Raw genomic sequence first — 21,147 nt, 5'->3', positions numbered from 1 at the left:
CGCGGTCAGGTGTGTTCCCGCATGGTCTCGCACAGCTTGCGGATCGCCGCGATGTCGCCTTGCCTGGCCATGCGCCGCAGTTGTTCGCTGAAATCCTTGAACGCCGCATCGCGCGCCTGCAATGCCTGCGCCCAATCGATCAGGTCCGAGATGGCGCCGCTTTCCAGCAGCAATTGCACCTGCGCCAGCTCGGCGTCGGACAGATGCGCCGTCTGCGGTGGGGCCGAGTCCATCTCGTTGCTTGAGGGTTTGATCGACAGATTCAACAGCCTGCCCAGCACATGGCGAAGCTCAACCAGGTTGATGGGCTTGAGCAAGCTGGCGTCGTAGCCCGCGCCGCCCAAGGCCTGCGTGTCGTGGGGCGTTGCCGACACCGCGACGACGGGCAGGTCCGGCCAGCGCGCGCGGGCGGCTGCCAGCACGGCCGAGCCGTCGACGCCGTCCATGCGGTGGTCCGTCAGGATCAGGTCGGGACGGCGGGCGTCGTCTGCCTGGATGCGCGCCACCATGCCCTGGCCACCGGCCTCGCTATCCACCTGAAAGCCCATGCTGGCCAGTTCCTCGACCAGGAACTCCCGAATCTCCGGCGTGTCCTCGGCCAGCCACAGGTGCTTGCCGGATCCGTCCAGCATCGGCAGCACATGCGGCGCGGCGGCAATGTAGTGATGCGAGATGCGGGACTCGTCCATCTTCCTGACCGGCAGCGTGACGCTGACCCGCGTCCCCTGCCCCACCTCGCTGTCGATGCTGATCGCGCCTTTCATGCGCTGCACCCATTGCTGCACGATGGGCAGGCCCAGTCCCACCCCCGGCTGGTTCTCGGCGGAAGCCAGCCGCTGGAAGGGTTCGAAGATGCGCTGCCGGTCTTCCGGCGCAATGCCGCAGCCGGTGTCGCGCACCGACAGTGCGAGCCGTCCCGCACCCTCGATCGCGTCGCCCGAATCGGGCGCGATGTAGTCGGCGGTCAAGGTCAGGACGCCGCCGCGCGTGAACTTGGCGGCGTTGTCGATCAGGTTGGACAGCACCTGCCGCACGCGCTTGCCATCCATTTCCAACACGGCAGGTACCGACTCCGACACCCGCAACACGAATTGGTTGTTCTGCCGGGCGGCGATCGGCGCGGATTCCTTGGCGACGGCGTCCAGCAAGGCGTGCACGTATTCAGGAGACACGCGCAGCGCCTGGCCGCCCGCGCCGGCGGCGTAATCGATCAGGTCATTCACCATGCTCAGCATGTGATCGGCGCTGCGACGAATGATCGCCCCGCGCGGCGCGTCGTCGCGGCCGCCCGCCTGGATCAGGTCCGCGAAGCCGATGATGGACGTCAGCGGCGTGCGCAGGTCATGGCTGATTCGGGCCAGGAAGTCCTGGCGCACGCGGCCGGCTTCGTCAGCCCGAATCAACGCCGCCTGCAACGCCCGCGTGCGCGCCTTGACGGCCTGGTCCAGCCGCAGATGTTCGCGTTCGCGCGCTTGCGTCAGTTCCTGCTGGACCGCCAGTTTTTCCTGACGATGCTGGCGCGTGCGGCCATGCACCAGCACGGCCAGCATCAGCGACACCGACAACAGGTCCCAAGCCACCTCGGGCCCACCTTCCCACCGGCCGGGCAGCAGCCCGTTGATGAAGGCCAGCCGCAAGAAGAGCAAGGCGCAATACACCGCGAAGGACAGCAGGAAGATCCGCGCATTGGCGTGCCCGCGCCGCCAGCCATCGGCCATGGAAACCGGCCATACCAGCCCCCACAGGAAGACCAGTCCGACCACGGCCTGCGCGCTGGCGCGATACTCGCCCAGCGCCGCCCAGACCGAGCCCGCCAGGCCCAGGGCGATCAGCACGCCATACACCCAGCGCCAGAGCCGCACACGATGCAAGTCCGCGAACCGCATCACGGTATAGCCGAACACCGTGGCCGCCAGCGTCCCCAGCACACTGGGCGCGCGCAACACCGTTTCACCGCCGCCCGTCAGTACGTAGCGGTACAGCAAACCCTGAAACGACAGGCTGTAGAGAATTTCGATGATGATGGCGGCGGCCAGAAACAGGAACACCTGATCGCGCTGGGCCACGCCCAGCACGCCGGTGTAGATCGCCACCATCAGCAGCGCGCCGATCAGCAGCGCCAGGACCACCGTGCCGCGCTGCGCCGCGTCCACGAATGCCGCCGGCGTCCACAAGGTGGGTTCCATGCTGATGGCCGAGCGGCTCTGCACCCTGACCAGCACCGTCACGCGTTCACCCGGCATCAGCAGCAGCGAGGCCACCGACACGGAAGACGGCACTTCGCGCGAGGCGAGCGGCTCGCGGTTGCCCGCCAGCACCACTTTGAAGGGTTCTCGCTCACCGTCGTGATACAGGTAGAAGCGCACGTCTTCCAGCCTGGGTACGCCAAAGGACAACCAGCGTTCCAGGAAGCGATAGGTGGGGTTGTGCACGTCCAGCTTCAGCCAGTACACGGATGGCGAAAAGCCCCGGTTCAACCAGGCGGGCGTGACGGGCTGCCAGGGGCCGTCCAGGATCTGGCTGGGTTCCAGCGTGCCGGCCGAGTCTTCCACGCCCAGCAGTTCGTGGTTCAGCGGCAATTTGCCGGTGACGGCGCTCAGGTCCACCGGCGGCGGCGCGGCCTGCGCTTGCACGGGCAGCAGCAGGCAAGCCATGGCCAACAACGTCGACAACAACAACGACAACAACGGCAGCCAACCCGGCAAGCCCAGGCGGCGCTCACGCATGGGGATCCAGTTCCTGGCGCAAGGCCGTGGGCGGCATGCCGAAGCGTTCGCGAAAAGCCGTAGAGAAATTGCCACGGTTGCCATACCCCACCGCCTGCGAAATGGCCTGGATATCCAGGCTGGTTTCGCACAGCAGGCGGCGCGCCTCGCGCATGCGCTCTTCGCGCAGGAACTCGAACACGGTCGTGCCCGCGCAGCGCCGGAACGCCTGGTTCAGCCGCCGCGCGTTGGTATTCAGCGCCTGGGCCAGCGCCATCAGTTCGGGCGTGTGATCCAGCCGTTCGCGCAGCAGCTTGCGCGCCGCGCGAAACAACACGCCGTCCAGCGTGGCCCCGGCGGCGGCAGCGGATGTGCCGTCTTCCGCGCTGGCCTCGGCCACGGCCGGCGACGATGCGGGCACCGGCATGGGCGTTGCAGCCACCCGCAGATGAATCAGCAGGCGCAGGCGCACTTCCTCGAAATCAAACGGCTTGGCCACGTAATCGACGGCGCCCGCCGACAGCCCCGCCACCCGTTCGCCGGGCAGGCAAGCCGCGGTCAGGAAGATGAGGGGAATGGCGCGCGTGGCCTGGTCGGCTTTCAGCAGGCGGCAGGCGGCAAGGCCGTCGCAGACCGGCATGTTCACGTCCATCAGGATGATGTCCGGCTGCACCAGTTGCGCCTTGCGGTAGCCGTCGTTGCCGTCCTCGGCCACATAGACCCGGCAGTCCTGACTGGTCAGGAAATCCACGAGCAGCATGCGGTCTTCGGGGCGATCCTCGACCACCAATACGCGCAAACCGGCGAGCTGGCCCGGAGCCAGCGGAAAGAAGGCATCGTTCATGCCGCGCATTCTTTCATGCCGGCCGACGTTGACGTTGGTAACAAGAGACAAAACCGAGGCCCCGGTTCGAATAATTTTCCTTGCGGCAAACCTACCTGACATTCCAGCAAACCTCGGTAATGGAATATTTGCGTACTTACGATAATGTTTGTTACAGCGCGAAACTGGTCAGATCACCCGAGATTCCGGCGCTTTGTGGTGTCGCCGCCACAGGCTGATGGAATCTGAATTTCCCTTTGTTTTCCGGTATCTACCCAATGACGGCGTCACGAGCGAAGGCATATCTGAGCGCTTGGCGGTTGCAAAAATGTTGTGTACCCAAGCGTGAGTTATATGTCAAATAGCATCTATCAATTCCAAATGTAACAAGCCGCCGTTCGATTCCCCCATGCGCCGCCTATCTCGATTCTGCCGTCCCGTTGTCCTCTGTCTGACCCCCATTTCCTTGCATATCGGCCTTGCGACTACGGCCCTGGCGCTGGCCGCCGGACCGGTCATGGCGCAAAGCGTGCGTCCGCAATTGCCGTCGGCCGCCGAGCCGGGCCGCGCCCTGCCGCAACCGGCCATGCCCGAAAGCACGACCGGCGCGCCCCAGGTGACGGTGCAGCAAGGCAGCGCGTCCGAGGCGCCGGCCGGCGCCGACAAGCTGAACTTCACGCTGAGCAACATGCGCGTGGACGGCGTGACCCACTATTCCCCCGAAAAGATCAGCGCGTTCTATCAGGGGCTGGTGGGCAAGACGATCACGGTGGCCGACGCCTTCAAGGTGGCCAACGACATCGAACTGCTCTACCGCAACGACGGCTACGTGACCACGCGCGTCATCGTGCCGGAGCAGACGGTCGACGGCGGGGTCTTCCGCATCGTGGTGGTCGAAGGCTATGTATCGGACGTGAAGTACGACGGCGATATCGGCCCCGCGCAAGCGGCGGTTGAAAAGCTGGTGCAGCGCCTGCGCGGCGTGCGCCCGATCAATGTGGCCGAGGTCGAACGCCAACTGCTGTTGGCCAATGATCTGAGCGGCATGGTCGTGCGCGCCTCGCTGGAAGCCTCGCCCAAGGAAGTAGGCGGCTCGGTGCTGGTGGTGCATAGCGAACGCAAGCCCGTCGATGCGCGCCTGGGCTTCGACAACCGTGGCTCGCCCTACCTGGGCTGGAGCGAAATGACCGGTCAGGTCACGCTGAATTCGTTCGGCGCGCGCGCCGACACCTTCACGCTGAGCGGGCGTCTGGGCTTTCCGGCCTACCGCAGCCAGGCCGTGGCCGGCAATTACGACATGCTGGTTTCCGACAGCGGCATGACTTTCGGCCTGGCCGCCAGCTATGCCAAGAGCGAGCCGGGCCGCGACCTGGCCCCGCTGAACGTCGCCAGCGACGTGCAGGCCTACACCGCCACACTGACCTATCCGCTGATCCGCTCGCGCCTGGAAAACCTGCGCGCCTTCGGCATGTTCGACGTGCGCAACGTGGCCACCGACATCACCGAAACCCCCTTCACGCGCGACCGCCTGCGTGTGCTGCGCGCGGGCCTGAGCTATGACCGCACCGACAGCTGGAACGGCATCACCGCCATCCGCGGCACCGTGCACCAGGGCCTGGACGCAATGGGCGCCACGCAAGAAGGCTCCGAACTGGCCTCGCGCGCCAAGGGCCGTTCGGATTTCCTGAAGCTCACCGCCGAACTGACCCGTCTGCAACAGCTCACCGAACGCCTGTCGTTCGTGGCCACCTTCGCCGGCCAATACAGCGCCAGCCCGCTTTTGGCCAGCGAGGAATTCGCGCTGGGCGGCCCCAACTTCGGCCGCGGTTACGACGACGGCGAAATGTCCGCCGACTCCGGCCTGGCCGGCTCGCTGGAACTGCGCTATGCGGTGTCCACCGACAACTTCCTGCCGCACGGCGCGCACGTCTATTCGTTCATTGATGGCGGCCGCATCTGGTCGCGCAGCGAAAGCGCGCCCTTGACGCGCGCCAACGTGTCCTCCATCGGGGCGGGCATGCGCGCCAACCTCAGCAAGAGCCTGTACGCCACGCTTGAAGTGGCCAAGCCCACCAGCACGGACGTGCTGACCCAGGGCAACAAGAATCCCCGCGTGTTCTTCAGCATTTCGGCGCAGTACTAAGCAGCGAACGACAAGAGACCGACCATGAATCGCAATTCCCGCAGCCTCGCCCCATCCGCTCGCCGCTCGCGCTCGAAGAAAGACGCCGCCCTGCCCGCCCTCAGCACGCTGGCCGTGCTGATCGGCTCGCTTGCCTCAAGCGGCGCGCACGCCAACCCCACCGGCGGCAACGTGGTTGGGGGCTCGGCCACCATCGTCGACCGTGGCAACGGCACGCTGGACATCAACCAGTCGACCGGCAAGGCCATCATCAACTGGAAAGACTTCAACATCGGCGCCAACGAGACGGTCAACTTCCGTCAGCCCGGCGGCAAGAGCGTCACGCTGAACCGCGTGGTCGGCAATGACCCCTCGGCGATCTTCGGCAGATTGAACGCCAACGGCACGGTAATGCTGGTGAACCCGAACGGCGTGGTGTTCGGCAAGGGTGCGCGCATCGACGTGGGCGGCCTCGTCGCCACCACGGCGAACATCAGCGACAAGGACTTCCTGGCCGGCAACTACAAGTTCAACCAGGCCTCGTCCAAGGCCAATGCCATGATCGTGAACGAAGGCACGATCAGCATCAAGGACAGCGGCCTGGCCGCGCTGGTGGCGCCGTCGGTACGCAACTCGGGCGTGATCCAGGCCAAGCTGGGCCGCGTGGCCCTGGCCGGCGCCAACACCGTCACCGTCGACTTCCAGGGCGACGGGCTGCTCAGCTTCGACGCCACCTCCACCGTCAACGAACTGCCCAAGGACGCCAACGGCAAACCGGTATCGGCGCTGGTGACCAACAGCGGCGTCATCCGCGCCGACGGCGGCACGGTGCTGCTGACGGCACGCGCCGTCAAGGGCGTGATCGACAACGTGGTCAACACCGACGGCATCATCAGCGCCCAATCGGTGGGCATGCAGAACGGCAAGATCGTGCTGTCCGGCGGCGATGCCGGCACCGTGAAGATCGCCGGCAAGGTGGACGCCACGGGCGTGGGCGCGGGCCGGCAAGGCGGCAAGGTCGTCGTCACCGGCGAACACGTGGACGTGACACGCAGCGCGGCCATCGACGTCTCGGGCGCCGCGGGCGGCGGCGAGATTGCATTGGGCAGCCTGGGCGTGGCCCCGGACAATGGCTCGGCCGCGTTCAGCGGCAAGTCGTCCACCGTCAAGGTGGCGGCGGGCGCCACGCTCAAGGCCGATGCGCTTGTGAAGGGCAACGGCGGCAACGTCACGATGTGGTCCAACGACGCCACGGCGTTTGCCGGCAGCCTGTCGGCGCGTGGCGGTGAACAAGGCGGTGACGGCGGCTTTGCCGAAGTCTCCAGCAAGAAGAACATCGGCCTGACCGGTTCGGTGGACATGCGCGCGCCCAAGGGCAAGACGGGCCTGCTGCTGATCGACCCGACCGATCTGCGCATCGTCGATTCCGGCAGCGGATCGGGCGCGCTGGACGGCAGCGCCGGTGACGGCACCGTCAACGGCGGCGACGCCAACGCGGCCAACAACACCGTGTCGCGCGGCCTGTTGGAAAGCCTGGCCGGCACCACCAACATCAAGCTGGAAGCCACCGGCCAGATCACCATCGCGGACATGGCCGCGATCAATCTGCAAACCACCTCGGGCAACAGCTTCACGCTGCGCTCGACGCAAACGGGCGGCATCCGCTTCGAGAATTCGAATACGGAAATCAGCACCCAGGGCGGCGCCATCACGCTGGAAGCGCTGGGCGTGGGCAGCACGCTGAACAACATCGGCAAGCTGACCAGCCGGGGCGGCACGATCACGCTGAACGCCACCGGCGACATCAACCTGGCCAACGTCATTGATGCCGGCAGCGGCGCGGCGCTGGTCCGCACCAGCGCGGGCACCATCCGCAACGTGGGTGGCGCCAACCAGGTGGTGACGGGCAACACCGTCACGCTGGACGCCAGCGGCGGCAGCATCGGTGAAGCCGGCAACGCGGTCAACACCCAGACCACGCGGCTGGCGCTCGCCACCGGCGGCAACCTGGCCGTGGCCAACCGCTCGGTGCTGAACACGCTGGACATCACCAGCCGCCACGCGCAACCCGGCGTCAACAACACCTACGAACTGGCATCCAGCGGATTGAATTTCTCGCTGACGGACAACGGCAGCTACCAACTGAACACGGTCAACCAGGCCGGCCTGAACTTCTCGTTCACCGGCGACCGCACGATCAACGTCGGCAACATTGCGCTGGGCACGGGCGCGCTGGCGCTGACGTCCACGGCCGGTGACATCCAGGCGCGCAACAGCCTCGGCAGCATCACTGCCGGCAGCATCGCGCTGAAGGCCACGGGCAGCACCGGCAACAACGGCGCCATCGGCTCCTCGGGCCTGGCGTTGACCACAAACACGGGCGCGCTGACAGCCGCAAGCGGCTCAGGCGGCGTGTATGTGAACAACCTGGGCGACCTGGCCCTGCGTTCGATCGACACCACCGGCGCGCTGTCCGTCTGGGCGGGCGGCCACTTGACCCTGGGCGCCATCAAGGCGGGCGCGTCCGCGTCGCTGACGTCGGGCTCGGGCAACATCCTCGACGACGGTGATGACGCCACCTCGATCGCCACCAGCGCGCTCACGCTGTCGGCGCAGAACGGCGGCATCGGCGCCGCGTCGCGCGCCTTGAAGACCAACGCCAGCACCGTGTCCGCCACATCGGGCGCGGGCGGCGTGTACCTGGACAGCACCAGCAACGGCCTGACCATCACCCAGGCGCAGGCCAACAACGCCGCGGTCGTGATCAACGGCGCGGGCTCGGTGTCGGCCAATAACGTCAGTTCTTCGGGCGGCGCGGTCAACCTGACCGGCAACAGCATCTTCGCCGGCCAGGTCAACGCGGGTTCGGGCAACGTCACGCTGACCGCGCGCGCGGGCAGCATCACGGGATCGTCGGCATCGCTGATCACCGGCAACGTCGTCACCCTGCTGGCCCCGGCCTCCAACAGCAACTACACCGTGGGCACGTCGGGCACCTACCTGCGCACGGCGGCCGGTGAACTGCGCGCCACGGGCGGCAGCATCTACCTCAACCAGGCCCAGGGCTCGGTGCTGCTGGATGACCTGAAAGCCTACAACGGCATTTCGGTCATCGGCGTGGCCGACCTGACCGCCAACAAGCTGGACGCCGGCACCGGCACCTTGTGGCTGAACGCCCAGGGCGGCAACATCCTGCGCGCCAATGCCAACAGCGAACTGCTGGGTAACGCCGTCAACCTGCAAGCACAGCAGCACATCGGCACGGCCGGCGATCACATCAAGACTTCCACGACCAGCCTGACCTTGGGTAGTGGCGGCGACATCTACGTCGACAACCCCGGCAAGACGCTGACGTACCTGTCGGTCAGCAATTCACACTCCGACCCGCTCAGAAAGAACGCCCTGCTGGTGTCCGCGCCCTTCCTGGCGTTCGACGTCAACGACGACCTGGGCAACGCCTACGACCTGAAGCAGGTCTACAGCTCGTTGCTGAACCAGTTCATCTTCAGCGGCGACCAGACCCTGAAACTGGGCAACATCCGCGCGGGCAGCAGCGTTACGCTGACGTCCACGCAAGGCAGCATCCTGGACGATGGCCTTGCGAATACGCGTGTCACGGCCAGCTCCGTCAGCCTTGTCGCCAACCAGGACATCGGCACCAGCACCGACTTCGTCTCGGTCAACGCCCCGAACCTGTCGCTGGACACGCGCGGCAACCTGTACGCCACCAACATCGCGGATCTCAATTCCCTGACGGTGGCCGCTCGCCACAAGGGCGAGGACGACCGCTACGTGCTGGACGTGCGCGCGCCGTCGCTGCTGTTCAACATCACCGACGATGTGACCGGTCACACCATTCACGAGGTGCGCGACAGCAACTCGGTGAACTTCAGCTTCCTCAGCGACCGCGACGTCACGGTCGGCAGTATCGATGCGGGTTATGGCGGCTCCATCACGCTGAACTCCGCCGGCGCGATCAGCGACGACGGCAACAAGAACACCCTGCTGCTGGCCAACTCGGTGTACCTGTATGCCGGCCGTGCCATCGGCGCCACCGGCACGGGCTATCTGGACATCCTCACCAGCAACCTGTCCGGTTCCGCCAACAGTGGCGGCTTCTACGCTCAGCTGCCCAAGCCCACCGGCTCCGGCAACACCACCGGCATCATCACACTGGGCAACATCACGGCAAGCGACGTGGTGCAGATCGACGCGCGCCAGGGCGACCTGCTGCTGACCGGCACGGTGCGAAGCTGGAACGACGACGTCACGCTGAACGCGGCCAACGGCTCCATCCTGGGCACCGGCTCGGGCAACGTCTACGCGGGCGGCGGCGACATCTCGCTGACGGCCACGGGCGCTATCGGCGGCATGTACGCGGGCAGCGTGCGCTATGTGGGCGTGGGCGGCGCAGGCCAGGTCAACGTACAGGCCAACGCCGGCGGCGACCTTTACCTGAACGGCACCACCGGCGACATCAAGCTGGCGTCGCTTGCGGCAGGTGGCCAGCTTGGCTACACCCAGTATTCCGGCACGACCACGGTCGGCAGCGTGCAGGCCGCTGGCCCCGCAGCGCTGGCCAACAGCGCCGGTTCGATCCTTGACGACGGCGACGCCGCCACGAAGATCCAGGCCAGCAGCATCGCGCTGTCGGCCGCTGGCACGCTGGGCACGGCAGGCGCCGCGCTGACCCTGCGGGCCCCCGACGTCAGCCTGATCAGCGGCGGCGACATCACCGTCAACAACGAGACCGGCCTGACGCGCCTGGCCATCACGCGCAACGGCTCGGCCTACGGCTCGTACGCTATCACCGCGCACAATCTGTCGGCCTTCACGCTGACGGACGACGCCAACGGCATTCATCTGAAAGACATCGCCAGCTCGAGCGATCTGGACTTCGCATTCTCGGCCAACGGCAAGCACCTGCTGGTCGGTAATGTTGATGCCGGCGCGGCCGGCAAGGTCAGCCTGGTGTCGGCCGGCAACATCGCCAACGACGATCTGGCCAACCCCGGCGCGATCCGCGCGGCCACGGTCTCGCTGACGGCGGGATCAAGCGGTTCGATCGGCTCGTCGGCCACCGGCGGCACGCTGGCCCTGAATGGCACGTCGGCGCTGAGCCTGACGGGCAACAATTTCTATGTGGGCAGCGACACCGTTCTGAACAAGCTGGCCATCAACAGCCTGCGCGCGGCGGGTAGCACCAGCACCATCGCCATCGGCGGCGGCGCGGGCCAGACCATCCGCATCACCGACGATGGCACCACCCAGTACCTGGAACAGATCACGGGCGGGCTGACGGACTTCAGCTTCACCGGCCGCAAGAACATCCAGGTGGGCGCCATCACCGCCAGCAACGCGGTCAGCCTGGCCACGGCCAACGGCGGCGTCAATTCCAGCATCACCAGCGATGCCGGCAGCGGCCGCATCACGGCCGGCACGGTCAAACTGTCGGCCATCGGTAGCGACAGCTACACCGCGCGCGACGCGAACACCGGCGCCATCGGCAGCAGCGGCCGCGCGCTGCGCACCCTGACCGACAATCTGGTGATCGCCAACAACGGCGACATCACCCTGCACAATGGCGGTCGGGCGCTCGACAGCATTGATCTGAACCTGACGCGCCGCGATGCGTCCAGCACCGCCAACTTCGACACCAACGCCTATTCCTTCGGCGGGCTGGGCAGCCAATCGCTGTCGATCACCGGTGGCACGAACCTGACGATCGCCGCCAACATGAACGGCGCCGCGCTGGCCGTCAACACCGACACCGCCATCACCGCCGGCACGATCAATACCGGCACGACGGGCTCGGTGACGCTGACCACGCGCTACGCGAACAACACGTTCAACCCCACCATCGGTGGATCCGGCCTGATCACCGGCAACAACGTCAACCTGAATGCCCTGAACACGAACGGCAGCGTCACGGCATCGACCAGCGCCAACAACCTGTCGATCGGGTCAGCGGGCAACGTCTCTGTCTCGAACAACAAGCAACTGACGTCGCTGGCGCTGACCGCGAACCACAACACCAGCGGCGCGCAGACCCATTCGTACAGCATCTCCGCCACCGGCCTGACCTTCTCGCTGACGGATTCGACCGGCACCTCGGGCCTGACGCTCAACAACGTCTCCACCGCGAGCAACCTGGCGCTGTCCCTGTCGTCTGACCGCACGCTGACGGTCAATAACGTCGCGACCGGCGCGGGCGGCTCCGTCACGCTGGGCAGCAGCAGCAACATCTACGGCAACAGCAATAGCGCCAGCAACCCCAACATCAGCACGGGCGAGCTGACGTTGAACGCCGGCTCGGTCACGGGCACCTACAACACCAACCAAGCGCTGTATGTCAGCGTCGACAAGCTGTCGTCGAACCTGCGCGGCAGCCTGTGGATCTCGAACAACAAGAACTTGACGCTGGGCAACAACAACGTCGCCAGCTCCGCGCAAGTCAACGTCAGCAATGGGTCGATCATTCAAGGCGCGGGCAGCAACTTCGTCGCCCCTTCCTTGACGCTGACCGCCACGGGGTCCATCGGCACCTCCGGCAACGTGGTGCAAACCGATACCCGTCAACTGACCACGCAGACCAGCGGCAACCTGTACCTGAACAACGCGTCGAACCTGTTCAGCCTGAACGTCACCGCCAACCACGCGGATCAGGGCGTGAACAACACCGTCCAGGTTGCGGCCCAGGGCTTGACGTTCAACGTCACGGATACCAACGACGGCTACAAGCTGTTCGACGTGCGCGACTCCACCGGCCTGAACTTCTCGTTCTCGGGCGACCGCACGCTGAACATCGGCACCATCGACACGGGCCCCGCCCACAGCGTCAGCCTGGCCGCCACGGGCGCCGGCAGCACCCTCGTCAACCTGTCGCCCACCTCGCACGTCACAGGCGATTCGGTATCGCTGTTCGCCACCGGCCAGATCGGCGCGAGTCCGGCCGACAAGATCAACACGACAACCAGCGAGCTCTACCTGACGGGCGGCAGCCACGTCTACGTGAACAACGACCAAGACCTGGCCAGCCTGTCGCTGTACGCGACCGGAGGATCGCCCGCCACCTACGACATCACCTCGAACGAGCTGCAGTTCAACGTGGTCCACGACGGCCGTCTGCAAGTCAACGAAGTCCGTGATAACACCGGCCTGAATCTGTCGCTGGCGAGCAGCGTGGGCCAGGACATCGGCATCATCGATACACAGACCACCGGCACGGTGCGCCTGTCCAGCAACAACAGCATCCTGGGCAGCGCCGACGACAGCAAGCGCATCACCGCCGGCCAGGTGTCGCTGACCACCCAAGGCACGGGCGGCATCGGCGACGCAGGCCGCGAAATCAATCTCTCCGCCCCGGTGCTGAACATCCAGAACACCGGCGACGTCTACATCGATTCCGACACGCACATCGATGCGCTGTCACTGTACTCGAGGGGCAACGACGCGCGTTCCTACAGCATCACTTCGCCGACGCGCGACGGCCAGGGCGCCATCGGCTTTACCGCCACCGACGGCGGCAGCGGCAGCACGGCCGGCCTGGTGCTGGGCAACGTCACGGACGCGGGCGGCCTGAACCTGAACGTCAGCAGCGACCGCGGCATCACCGTCGGTACCATCAACGTCGGCTACGACAACGTTGCGCTGACATCGAACTTTGGCTCGTTGCTGGGCGATGGCGATGCCAACACCAAGATCGACGCCGCGTCGCTGACGCTCTACGCCAGGAACGCCATCGGCGCCACCGGCGCCGGCAACGCCATCGACACCCGCGTCAGCACGCTGTCCGGCAGCGCCGTCGGCGGTGGCGCGTTCATCACGGTGGAAGGCAATACCAGCCTGCCCAGCCTGACGTCGGTGGGCGCCAGCGCGGTCAGCAATACCGTCGGCGACATCGAGCTGGGCTCGGTCAACACCAACGGCAACGACTTCACCGTCCACAACACCGGCGGCTCGATCCTCAGCGGCACGATCGCCAACGCCACCACCGTCAACCTGACGGCCAATGGCTCGATCGGCAACAAGAGCGCCATCCGCACCACGAATCTCAGCGGCGGCACGACAACCGTCAACCTGAGCGCCAAGAAGACGGACACGGCGGACGGCAGCATCGCACTGACTGAAACCTACGGGCTGCGCGCGGCCTCGGTCACCGGCGATGGCAACATCACGCTGACCGCCGACACCGCCAGCACCGGCCGTGATCTGGTGGTGGGCACCATCAGCACCAGCGGCGGCGCGGTCGCGTTGACGACCAACCGCGGCAACATCGTCGGCGCGGACAACAGCAACCGCATCACCGGCAAGAGCGTCACCCTGACGGCCGACTACGGCTCGTCACGCAGCATCGGCTCGGGCAACACCAACCGCATCCATCTGGACACGCCGTCGCTGACGCTGAACACCCCGGGCAGCATCTATGTCGATAACCTGGCCGACCTGACCGACCTGTCCATCAACCGCAACAACGCCATGGGCAACCAGAACGGCAGTTCCGGTTTCCTGACCATCGACGCCCAGAACCTGACCTTCAGCGGCGCCGACACCAGCAACAACACCGCGCTGACCATCGTTCGTGACACCACCGGCCTGAACTTCACGTACCAGGCGATCGGTTCGATCACGCTGAACGAGATCGACGTGACGGCCAATGGCTCGGTAAACCTGTCGACCAATCCGTACTACTACACGGGCGGCTCCATCCAGGGCATGGTCAACACGTCGAAGATCACGGCGGGCGACCTGACGCTGTCCACCGCGTCGGGCAACACCACCAACTCGATCGGCTCGTCCAGCCGCGCCCTGAACACGCAGGTCAACAACATCTCGGCGACCGCCTCGGGCGGCATCTGGCTGAGCCAGGCGGGCTCGATCAACCTGGGCAACCTGCGCGCGGGCGAAGACCTGTCGGTCACCACCACCACCGGCGACATCCTGGTCGGCACGGTCAGCTACGGCACCGACAAGACGCTGACCTTGAACGCCCAGAACGGCAGCATCCTGGACGGCGGCGGCGCCATCTCGGGGTCGGGCACCGGCGCCATCACGCTGACCGCGAAGAACGGCATCGGCACGAACGACGCGGCCGTCAAGATCGCGGCGCCGTACAACCCTGTGTCGGCGACCGTCACCGGCGACGGCTCGCTGTACCTGGACAGCACCGGCAACCTGCTGGGCGGCCTGACGACCTCGGTCGCCAACGGCGAAACGCGCGTCACGTCGACGGGCAATCTGGTGCTGAACAGCATGACGTCCGCCACCGACGCGGCCGGCAACGGCATCTCGGTGAACACCACGTCGGGCAACATCACCGTCAAGAACGTGCAGGCTGGCAGCACGCAAGGCCAGATCACGCTGAACGCCGAAAACGGCTACGTGCTGGCCGACGCGGCCGGCGCCACCATCAAGGCGTACGGCGTGGCGCTGAACGCCCGCTACGGCATCGGCGCGAACACCTCGACTGGCCGCATCAACGCAACCGGCCAGCGCGTTGAAGCCACCACCAATGGCGCGATGTACCTGGCGGCGGACAACAACTCCGTCTACTCGTACCTGTCGGGCAATACCATCGACATCGCGGCGGCCGGCAATTTGCAGATCGCCAACGCCATCGCCAGCAACGGCAGCGGCACGATCAAGATCGTGGGCAACGGCACCAATAGCCAACTGGTGGCGGGCAACATCGACGCGGGCACGGGCACGGTCAACATCGACTACAGCAAGGCCGGCAGCACCATCGTCGACGATCGCGAGGAATCCACGCGCATCATCGGCAATTCGGTCACGCTGAAGGCGGGCGCGGGCATCGGCGGCGCCGAAGGCTCGGCCGACAATCTGCAAACGACCGCCGCCAGCATCACGGCGGAAGTCACCGGCAACGGCTCGATTTTCCTGGACGACAACCGCGCGGCCGGCACGACGCTGAATTCCATCATCACGCAGAACGGCGCCATCGGCATCACCACGGCCGGCCCCACGCTGGTCACCAGCGCCATCACCAAGACCAACTCGGCGGACAACGACATCTCGATCGCCACGTCCAAGGGCGACCTGTCGATCAACACGATCGACGCCATGGCCTCGGGCGACGTCACGCTGAAGGCGGCCGGTTCCATCCTGGGCGCATTGGCGAGCAACCTGGTCTACGGCAACAGCCTGACGGCCACCGCCGGCGGCAGCATCGGCACGGCCACCAACCTGGCCAACGGCACGGGCGGCATTGCGCTGCGCACCAACCTCGCGTCGCTGGGTGACCTGACGACCGGCGCCGACGGCGCGGTCATCGTCCTTAACAACGTGGGCACGCGTGCACTGACGCTCAACGGCGACGTGACCCAGGCGGGAGACAACAGCTCGGTCTATATCCGCTCTTCCGGCGACCTGGACGCGCGTTCGGGCCTGTCCAACACCGCCGACAACCTGCTGCTGTCCTCGGCCGGCACCCTGACCATTGCCGGCGCGGGCGTCCAGGCCAACGACACCGTTACCCTGGTGGGCACGCGCGACGTGGTCGCGGCAGGCGCCACGCCGCGCACCATCGCGGTCACGGGCGACACGTTGAACTTCACGAGCGGCGCAGCGGGCGGCAACACGGCATTGACGACGGAAGCGGCCAACGCCAACGTCAGCCTCACCGGAATCACCGCGCCCGCGAACCTTACGCTGAACAACACCGGCGCGCTGACCGCCGCCTTGTCCACCGCCAACGGCAACATCACCGCCAACGCCACCGGCACGCTGGATGCGTCGGCCACGGCCAGCGGCAGCAACCGCATCATCGACCTGAGCTCGCAGCACGGCGACGTGGCATTTGGGCTGATCGATGCGGGCGACGCCAACGGCAGCGTCATCCTGGCCGCCGCCGAGGGGTCGCTGTTGGGTGCGGGCATCAACATCACGACCAACAGCCTGGACCTGACCAGCAAGACCGGCATTGGCGACGCCAGCGCCTCCTTCAACACGTCGGCGCGCTATCTCACGGCCAACGTTGTGGGCGCGGGCGACATCATCGTGGACGGCACCGGCGCCTTGACGCTGGGGCGCATCGCCACCGCGGATGGCCACATCCAGATCGCCTCGGTCGACGATCTGATCAGCACCGTCGGGCTGTCCGCCGGCAATCACGGCGACATCTTCCTGGGCTCGGTCTCGGGCAATGTCGGCGTCAACCACGCCATCGCCAGCAACGAGGCCAACAACCTTGCGGTGATCGGTGCGCAGATCGGTTTGGCCGCCGTCCACACGGCGGGATCCCAGAGCTACGACGGCGACGTCACGCTGAATGGCGACCTGACCGGCACGGCCATCGACATCACGGGCAACGCCACGCTGGCAGGCGGCAAGCGCACGCTGACCGCCAACGGCGTAGGCGGTGGCGTCAACGTCTGGGGCTCGCTGAACGGCGGCAACCAGCAAGCCGTGATCAACGCCAATGACGGCGACGTCACGCTGGGCGGCAACGCCAGCAACCTGGCCAGCCTCAACATCGACGGCGCCACCATTGACCTGCAAGGCGTCAGCACGACGGGCGCCCAGCAGTACAACGGCGACACGACGCTGCGTGGCCTGTACACCACGGCCAACGGCGCCTTCGGCGTCGATGGCGACACCGTGCTGGGCAGTGGCGTGAACGTGGTCACCGGCAACGGCGCGGTCGCGTTCACGGGCGACGTCTCGGGCGCCAACGCGCTGACCGTTACCACCACGGGCACCACGACCTACGGCGGCGCCGTCAGCACGGCATCGCTGAGCCAGCTGGGCACGGGCATCACCGCCCTTGACGGCGGCAGCGTCACCACGACGGGCGCGCAGTACTACGCCGGCCGCGTGGTGCTGGGCGACGATACGGCACTGACCGGCAGCACCATCACCCTGGCCGACGGCGCGGATGGCGCGCACGCGCTGGACATCGATGGCGCCGCATCGCTTGCGGGCGCCATCGGCGCCAACACCAAGCTGGCCAGCCTGACCATAACCGGCCCCGCCACGCTGACCACCAGCAGCATCGCCACCACCGGCAACCAGCACTACCAGGACGCCGTCACGCTGGGCAGCGACCAGTCGCTGTCCACCACCACCGGCAACGTCACGTTCGACGGCGCGCTGATCGGCACCCGCAACGTTGTCATTGACTCGACGGCAGGCGGCGACATCAGCTTGAACGCCGTGGGCAGCGCCGGGCAGCGCCTGGGCAACCTGACCGCCAATACCGCCGGCGCAACCACCTTCAACGGCGCGGTGTATGCCGCGTCGGCACAGACGGATGCCCCGGGCACGGTGGCCATCAACGGCGGCCTGGTCGACACGACGGGTGCGCAGACCTTCCGCGAGCTGGTTACGCTGGGCGCGGACACCGTACTCAAGGGCAGCATCATCAGCCTCTTGGGCGGCGGCGACGGCGAACACGGCCTGACCATCGACGGCGAGACCGTGCTGAAGGGCGCGTTCGGCGCGCAAGAAGCGCTGGCCAGCCTGACGATCAACGGCACGTCCAGCCTGGACGGCAGCATCGGCACCACGGGTGAACAGTCGTACAACGGCGCGGTCTCCCTGGACGGCGATGTCGCGCTGGCCACGCAAGGCGGCAACATCACGTTCAACGACAAGGTCGCCAGCAGCCAGGGCGACGGCCACGATCTGTCGCTGTCCGCCGGCGCGGGCAACGTCACTTTCACGAACACCATCGGCGACAACACGGGTGGCCGCCTGGGCGACATCACCATCGCCAGCAAAGGCGCCACCACGCTCAACGACGTGGTCTACGCGGCATCGATTACGTCGGACGTCGGCGGCACCATCGGCATCAACGGAGGGCTCGTCGACACGACCGGCACGCAGTCCTACGGCGAACGGGCCATCTTCAGCGGCGACACCGTATTGAAGGGCAGCACCGTCAGCCTGCTGGGCGGCGGCGACGGTGCGCACGACCTGACGATCGACGGCGACGCCGTGTTGAAGGGCCCGCTTGGTGCGCAGAACGCACTGGCCAGCCTGACGGTGAACGGCAAGTCCACGCTGGGCGCGGGCAGCATCGCCACCACGGGCGACCAGTCGTACAGCGGCGCGGTCACGCTGGGCGGCAACGTCTCGGTGGCCAGCCGCGACGGCGACATCCGCTTCAATGACGCGCTTGACGGCGGCCACGACCTGACCGTGTCCGCGGGCAAGGGGAACGTCGACTTCACCGCCCCGATCGGCCAGGGTTCGCGCCTGGGCAACCTGACGGTGGCCGCCGCGGGCGACATCGTCCTGGACGGTCCGGTTCGCGCCGCCTCGCTGCAAACCCGGGGTAATGGCGACGTGCTGATCAATGGCGGCTCGGTCAACACCACGGGCTCGCAGCAGTATGGCCAGCACGTGATCCTTTCCGGCGTGGACACCACCCTGACCGGCACCAATGTGCAGCTCAAGGCCGGGGTGGACGGCACCGTGTCGGGCCAGCAAGGCCTGATCATCGCCGGCAACGCCGACATCCAAGGCGACGTGGGCGCCACCACGCCGCTGCGTGGCCTGGCCGTCCAGGGCACCACCACGATGGGTACGGGCAAGGTGGTCACCACCGGCGACCAGGTCTACACCGGCGCGGTCACGTTGACGGGCGACCGCGAACTGACCAGCAACACCGGTTCGGTCGTGCTGGGCAGCAAGCTGGACGGCGGCAATGGCAACAACCTGGCCATCAACGCCGGCAAGCATGTGCAGGTGGCGGGCGACGCCACCGGCCTGGGTTCGCTGACCCTGCGCGCCGTGGACACCATCGTGTTCAACGGCGACGTCAGCGCCTACCGCGTGCAGCAGTTGGAAGCCAAGTCCGCCAGCTACAACGGCGCGGTGCGCGCCTCGGGCCCGGACGGCATCGATATCTCGGGCGGCAAGGTGTCGTTCGGCAAGGACGTTACCGCCGACACGGGCTCCATCCGCATCGCCAACACCGACCCGACCGGCACGACGAGCTTCGGCGCCGGCTCCACCGTCAAGGCCGCCACGGGCTTCACCCAGACGGGCGGCGCAGGCCTGACGCTGCCCGCGCAACTCTTGGTAACGCGAGGCCCCATTAATCTGGGCGCGCCCGCCACGCTGCAAGGCGCGAATGCCACCATCAGCACCAACGGCGACATTACCGCCGTCGGCCTGATGGGCCCGCAAACGGAGTTGACGCTGGCTGCCGGCCCGCTGGGTGCGCTGCGCATCGGCCTGAACGACGCCAACCTGAGCCATAAGCTGAACGTGGCCTCGCTGACCGTTCCCACCGCTGGCTCGGCCGATGTGTGGGGCACGATCGGTGGCAAGACGGACGCCGTGGCGGCCGCTTCCATCAAGAGCTCGCTGGTGGGCGCACCGTACTACCTGAACGGCGTCACGTGGGGTCCGACGGGCATCATCGACCGCCTGTCCTCCATCACCGTGCCGCAGCCGATCATTCCGACCACGCCTACCGCCGACGCTTTGTTCCGTGGTACGGTCCCGTCAGATGGCTTCGGCCCGGATGCGCTGGGCGCGTACGCCGATCCGCAGGTGCTGCAGGTGGCCACCGCCACCTATAACTGGCAACTGCCTTCCGGCGACAACGCCATGCTGAGCACACCGGCCGGCAACAACGCGGTACTGCAGACCCCTGGCAGCACCCCCCAACAACCCGTCGCCGAAGGCAACCCGTCTTCCGACGACGAGCGTCGCGCCAACGACGCGCAATCCCGCACTCTTTGATTCGACACCATGACTACGCAGACTTCGCTTCCCCTGTTCTACGAACAACCCCGCCCCCTGGCGGCCGGCGTGCACGCCAACCTGTCGCTGGCCGGCAACACGGGCTTTGCCTATGCCGCCAACACCAACGCGGTGCCGCTGGTTGCCACCGAGCTGCCCACCGCGTGCCGCCATTTCCCCATCGTCTTCACCGACGGTGAGCAGCCCACGCCCGTCGCAGTGCTGGGTGTGCGCGGCCAGGAAAACCTGTTCGTCGACGCCGACGGCCAATGGCGCGCCGGCACCTACATCCCGGCCTACATCCGCCGCTATCCCTTCATATTCATGGAAAACGAAGACCGCAGCCAGTTCACGCTGTGCGTCGACGAGAAGGCCGCATCGGTGGTCGAAGGCCGCGACAACCCGTTCTTCGACGAGGCCGGCGAGCCCACCGACCTGGCCCGCAGCGCGCTGGAATTCTGCCGCGACTACCAGAACCAGCACGCCTACACGATGGAGTTCGCGCAGGCCCTGGCCGCCGCCGACCTGCTGGTTGAGAACCGCGCCGACATCACCCTGCCCGACGGCCAGCGCCTGGCCATGTCCGGCTTCAAGGTGATCGACGAAGCCAAGTTCAACAAGCTGTCGGACGAAGAGTTCCTGCGCTGGCGCGCCAACGGCTGGCTGCCGCTGGTGTACTGCCATCTGCTGTCGATCAATACCTGGCCCGCCCTGATCAATCAGGTGCAGGCGGTGGCTGCGGTTGAGGAAACGTCCGCCGAAGCGTAATTTGCGACGCGGATGAG

5 protein-coding genes are annotated in these 21,147 nt (G+C 66.6%); 3 read left to right on the top strand and 2 right to left on the bottom strand.

The features are described from left to right. Positions 1-5 precede the first annotated feature (5 nt). Complete coding sequence (locus CVS48_RS11505) at positions 6-2,726, bottom strand: hybrid sensor histidine kinase/response regulator (protein ID WP_100854570.1); 2,721 nt, start codon at positions 2,724-2,726, stop codon at positions 6-8. Further along, a complete protein-coding gene (locus tag CVS48_RS11500) occupies positions 2,719-3,558 on the bottom strand; it encodes a response regulator transcription factor (RefSeq protein WP_100854569.1) in 840 nt (279 codons plus the stop codon). The genes CVS48_RS11505 and CVS48_RS11500 overlap by 8 nt, the downstream gene beginning before the upstream one ends. A 436-nt stretch (positions 3,559-3,994) precedes the next feature. Here CVS48_RS11500 and CVS48_RS11495 point away from each other — a divergent pair, with 436 nt between their 5' ends. From CVS48_RS11495 to CVS48_RS11485, 3 genes are read left to right on the top strand one after another with little or no spacing between them, the layout of a single operon-like run. Beyond that, positions 3,995-5,671, top strand: coding sequence for a ShlB/FhaC/HecB family hemolysin secretion/activation protein (locus CVS48_RS11495; protein ID WP_242001315.1), 1,677 nt, complete (start codon positions 3,995-3,997; stop codon positions 5,669-5,671). A gap of 24 nt (positions 5,672-5,695) precedes the next feature. Further along, positions 5,696-20,362 (top strand): filamentous hemagglutinin N-terminal domain-containing protein, encoded by a 14,667-nt coding sequence (locus CVS48_RS11490; RefSeq protein WP_100854567.1) that lies wholly within the window; start codon positions 5,696-5,698, stop codon positions 20,360-20,362. Between the two features lie 9 nt (positions 20,363-20,371). Continuing rightward, a complete protein-coding gene (locus CVS48_RS11485) occupies positions 20,372-21,130 on the top strand; it encodes a SapC family protein (RefSeq protein WP_100854566.1) in 759 nt (252 codons plus the stop codon). Positions 21,131-21,147 lie beyond the last annotated feature (17 nt).

Origin of the sequence: Achromobacter spanius, from assembly GCF_002812705.1 — a bacterium.
GTDB lineage: Bacteria > Pseudomonadota > Gammaproteobacteria > Burkholderiales > Burkholderiaceae_B > Achromobacter > Achromobacter spanius.
Note: the sequence above shows the minus strand (reverse complement) of the source record. Positions and strands in the feature narration are given on the sequence as shown.

Excerpts from the sequence above, each read along its gene's own strand:
- CVS48_RS11490 (WP_100854567.1), top strand. The coding sequence starts at position 5,696 with ATGAATCGCAATTCCCGCAGCCTCGCCCCATCCGCTCGCCGCTCGCGC.
- CVS48_RS11505 (WP_100854570.1), bottom strand. The coding sequence starts at position 2,726 with ATGCGTGAGCGCCGCCTGGGCTTGCCGGGTTGGCTGCCGTTGTTGTCG.
- CVS48_RS11500 (WP_100854569.1), bottom strand. The coding sequence starts at position 3,558 with ATGCGCGGCATGAACGATGCCTTCTTTCCGCTGGCTCCGGGCCAGCTC.
- CVS48_RS11485 (WP_100854566.1), top strand. The coding sequence starts at position 20,372 with ATGACTACGCAGACTTCGCTTCCCCTGTTCTACGAACAACCCCGCCCC.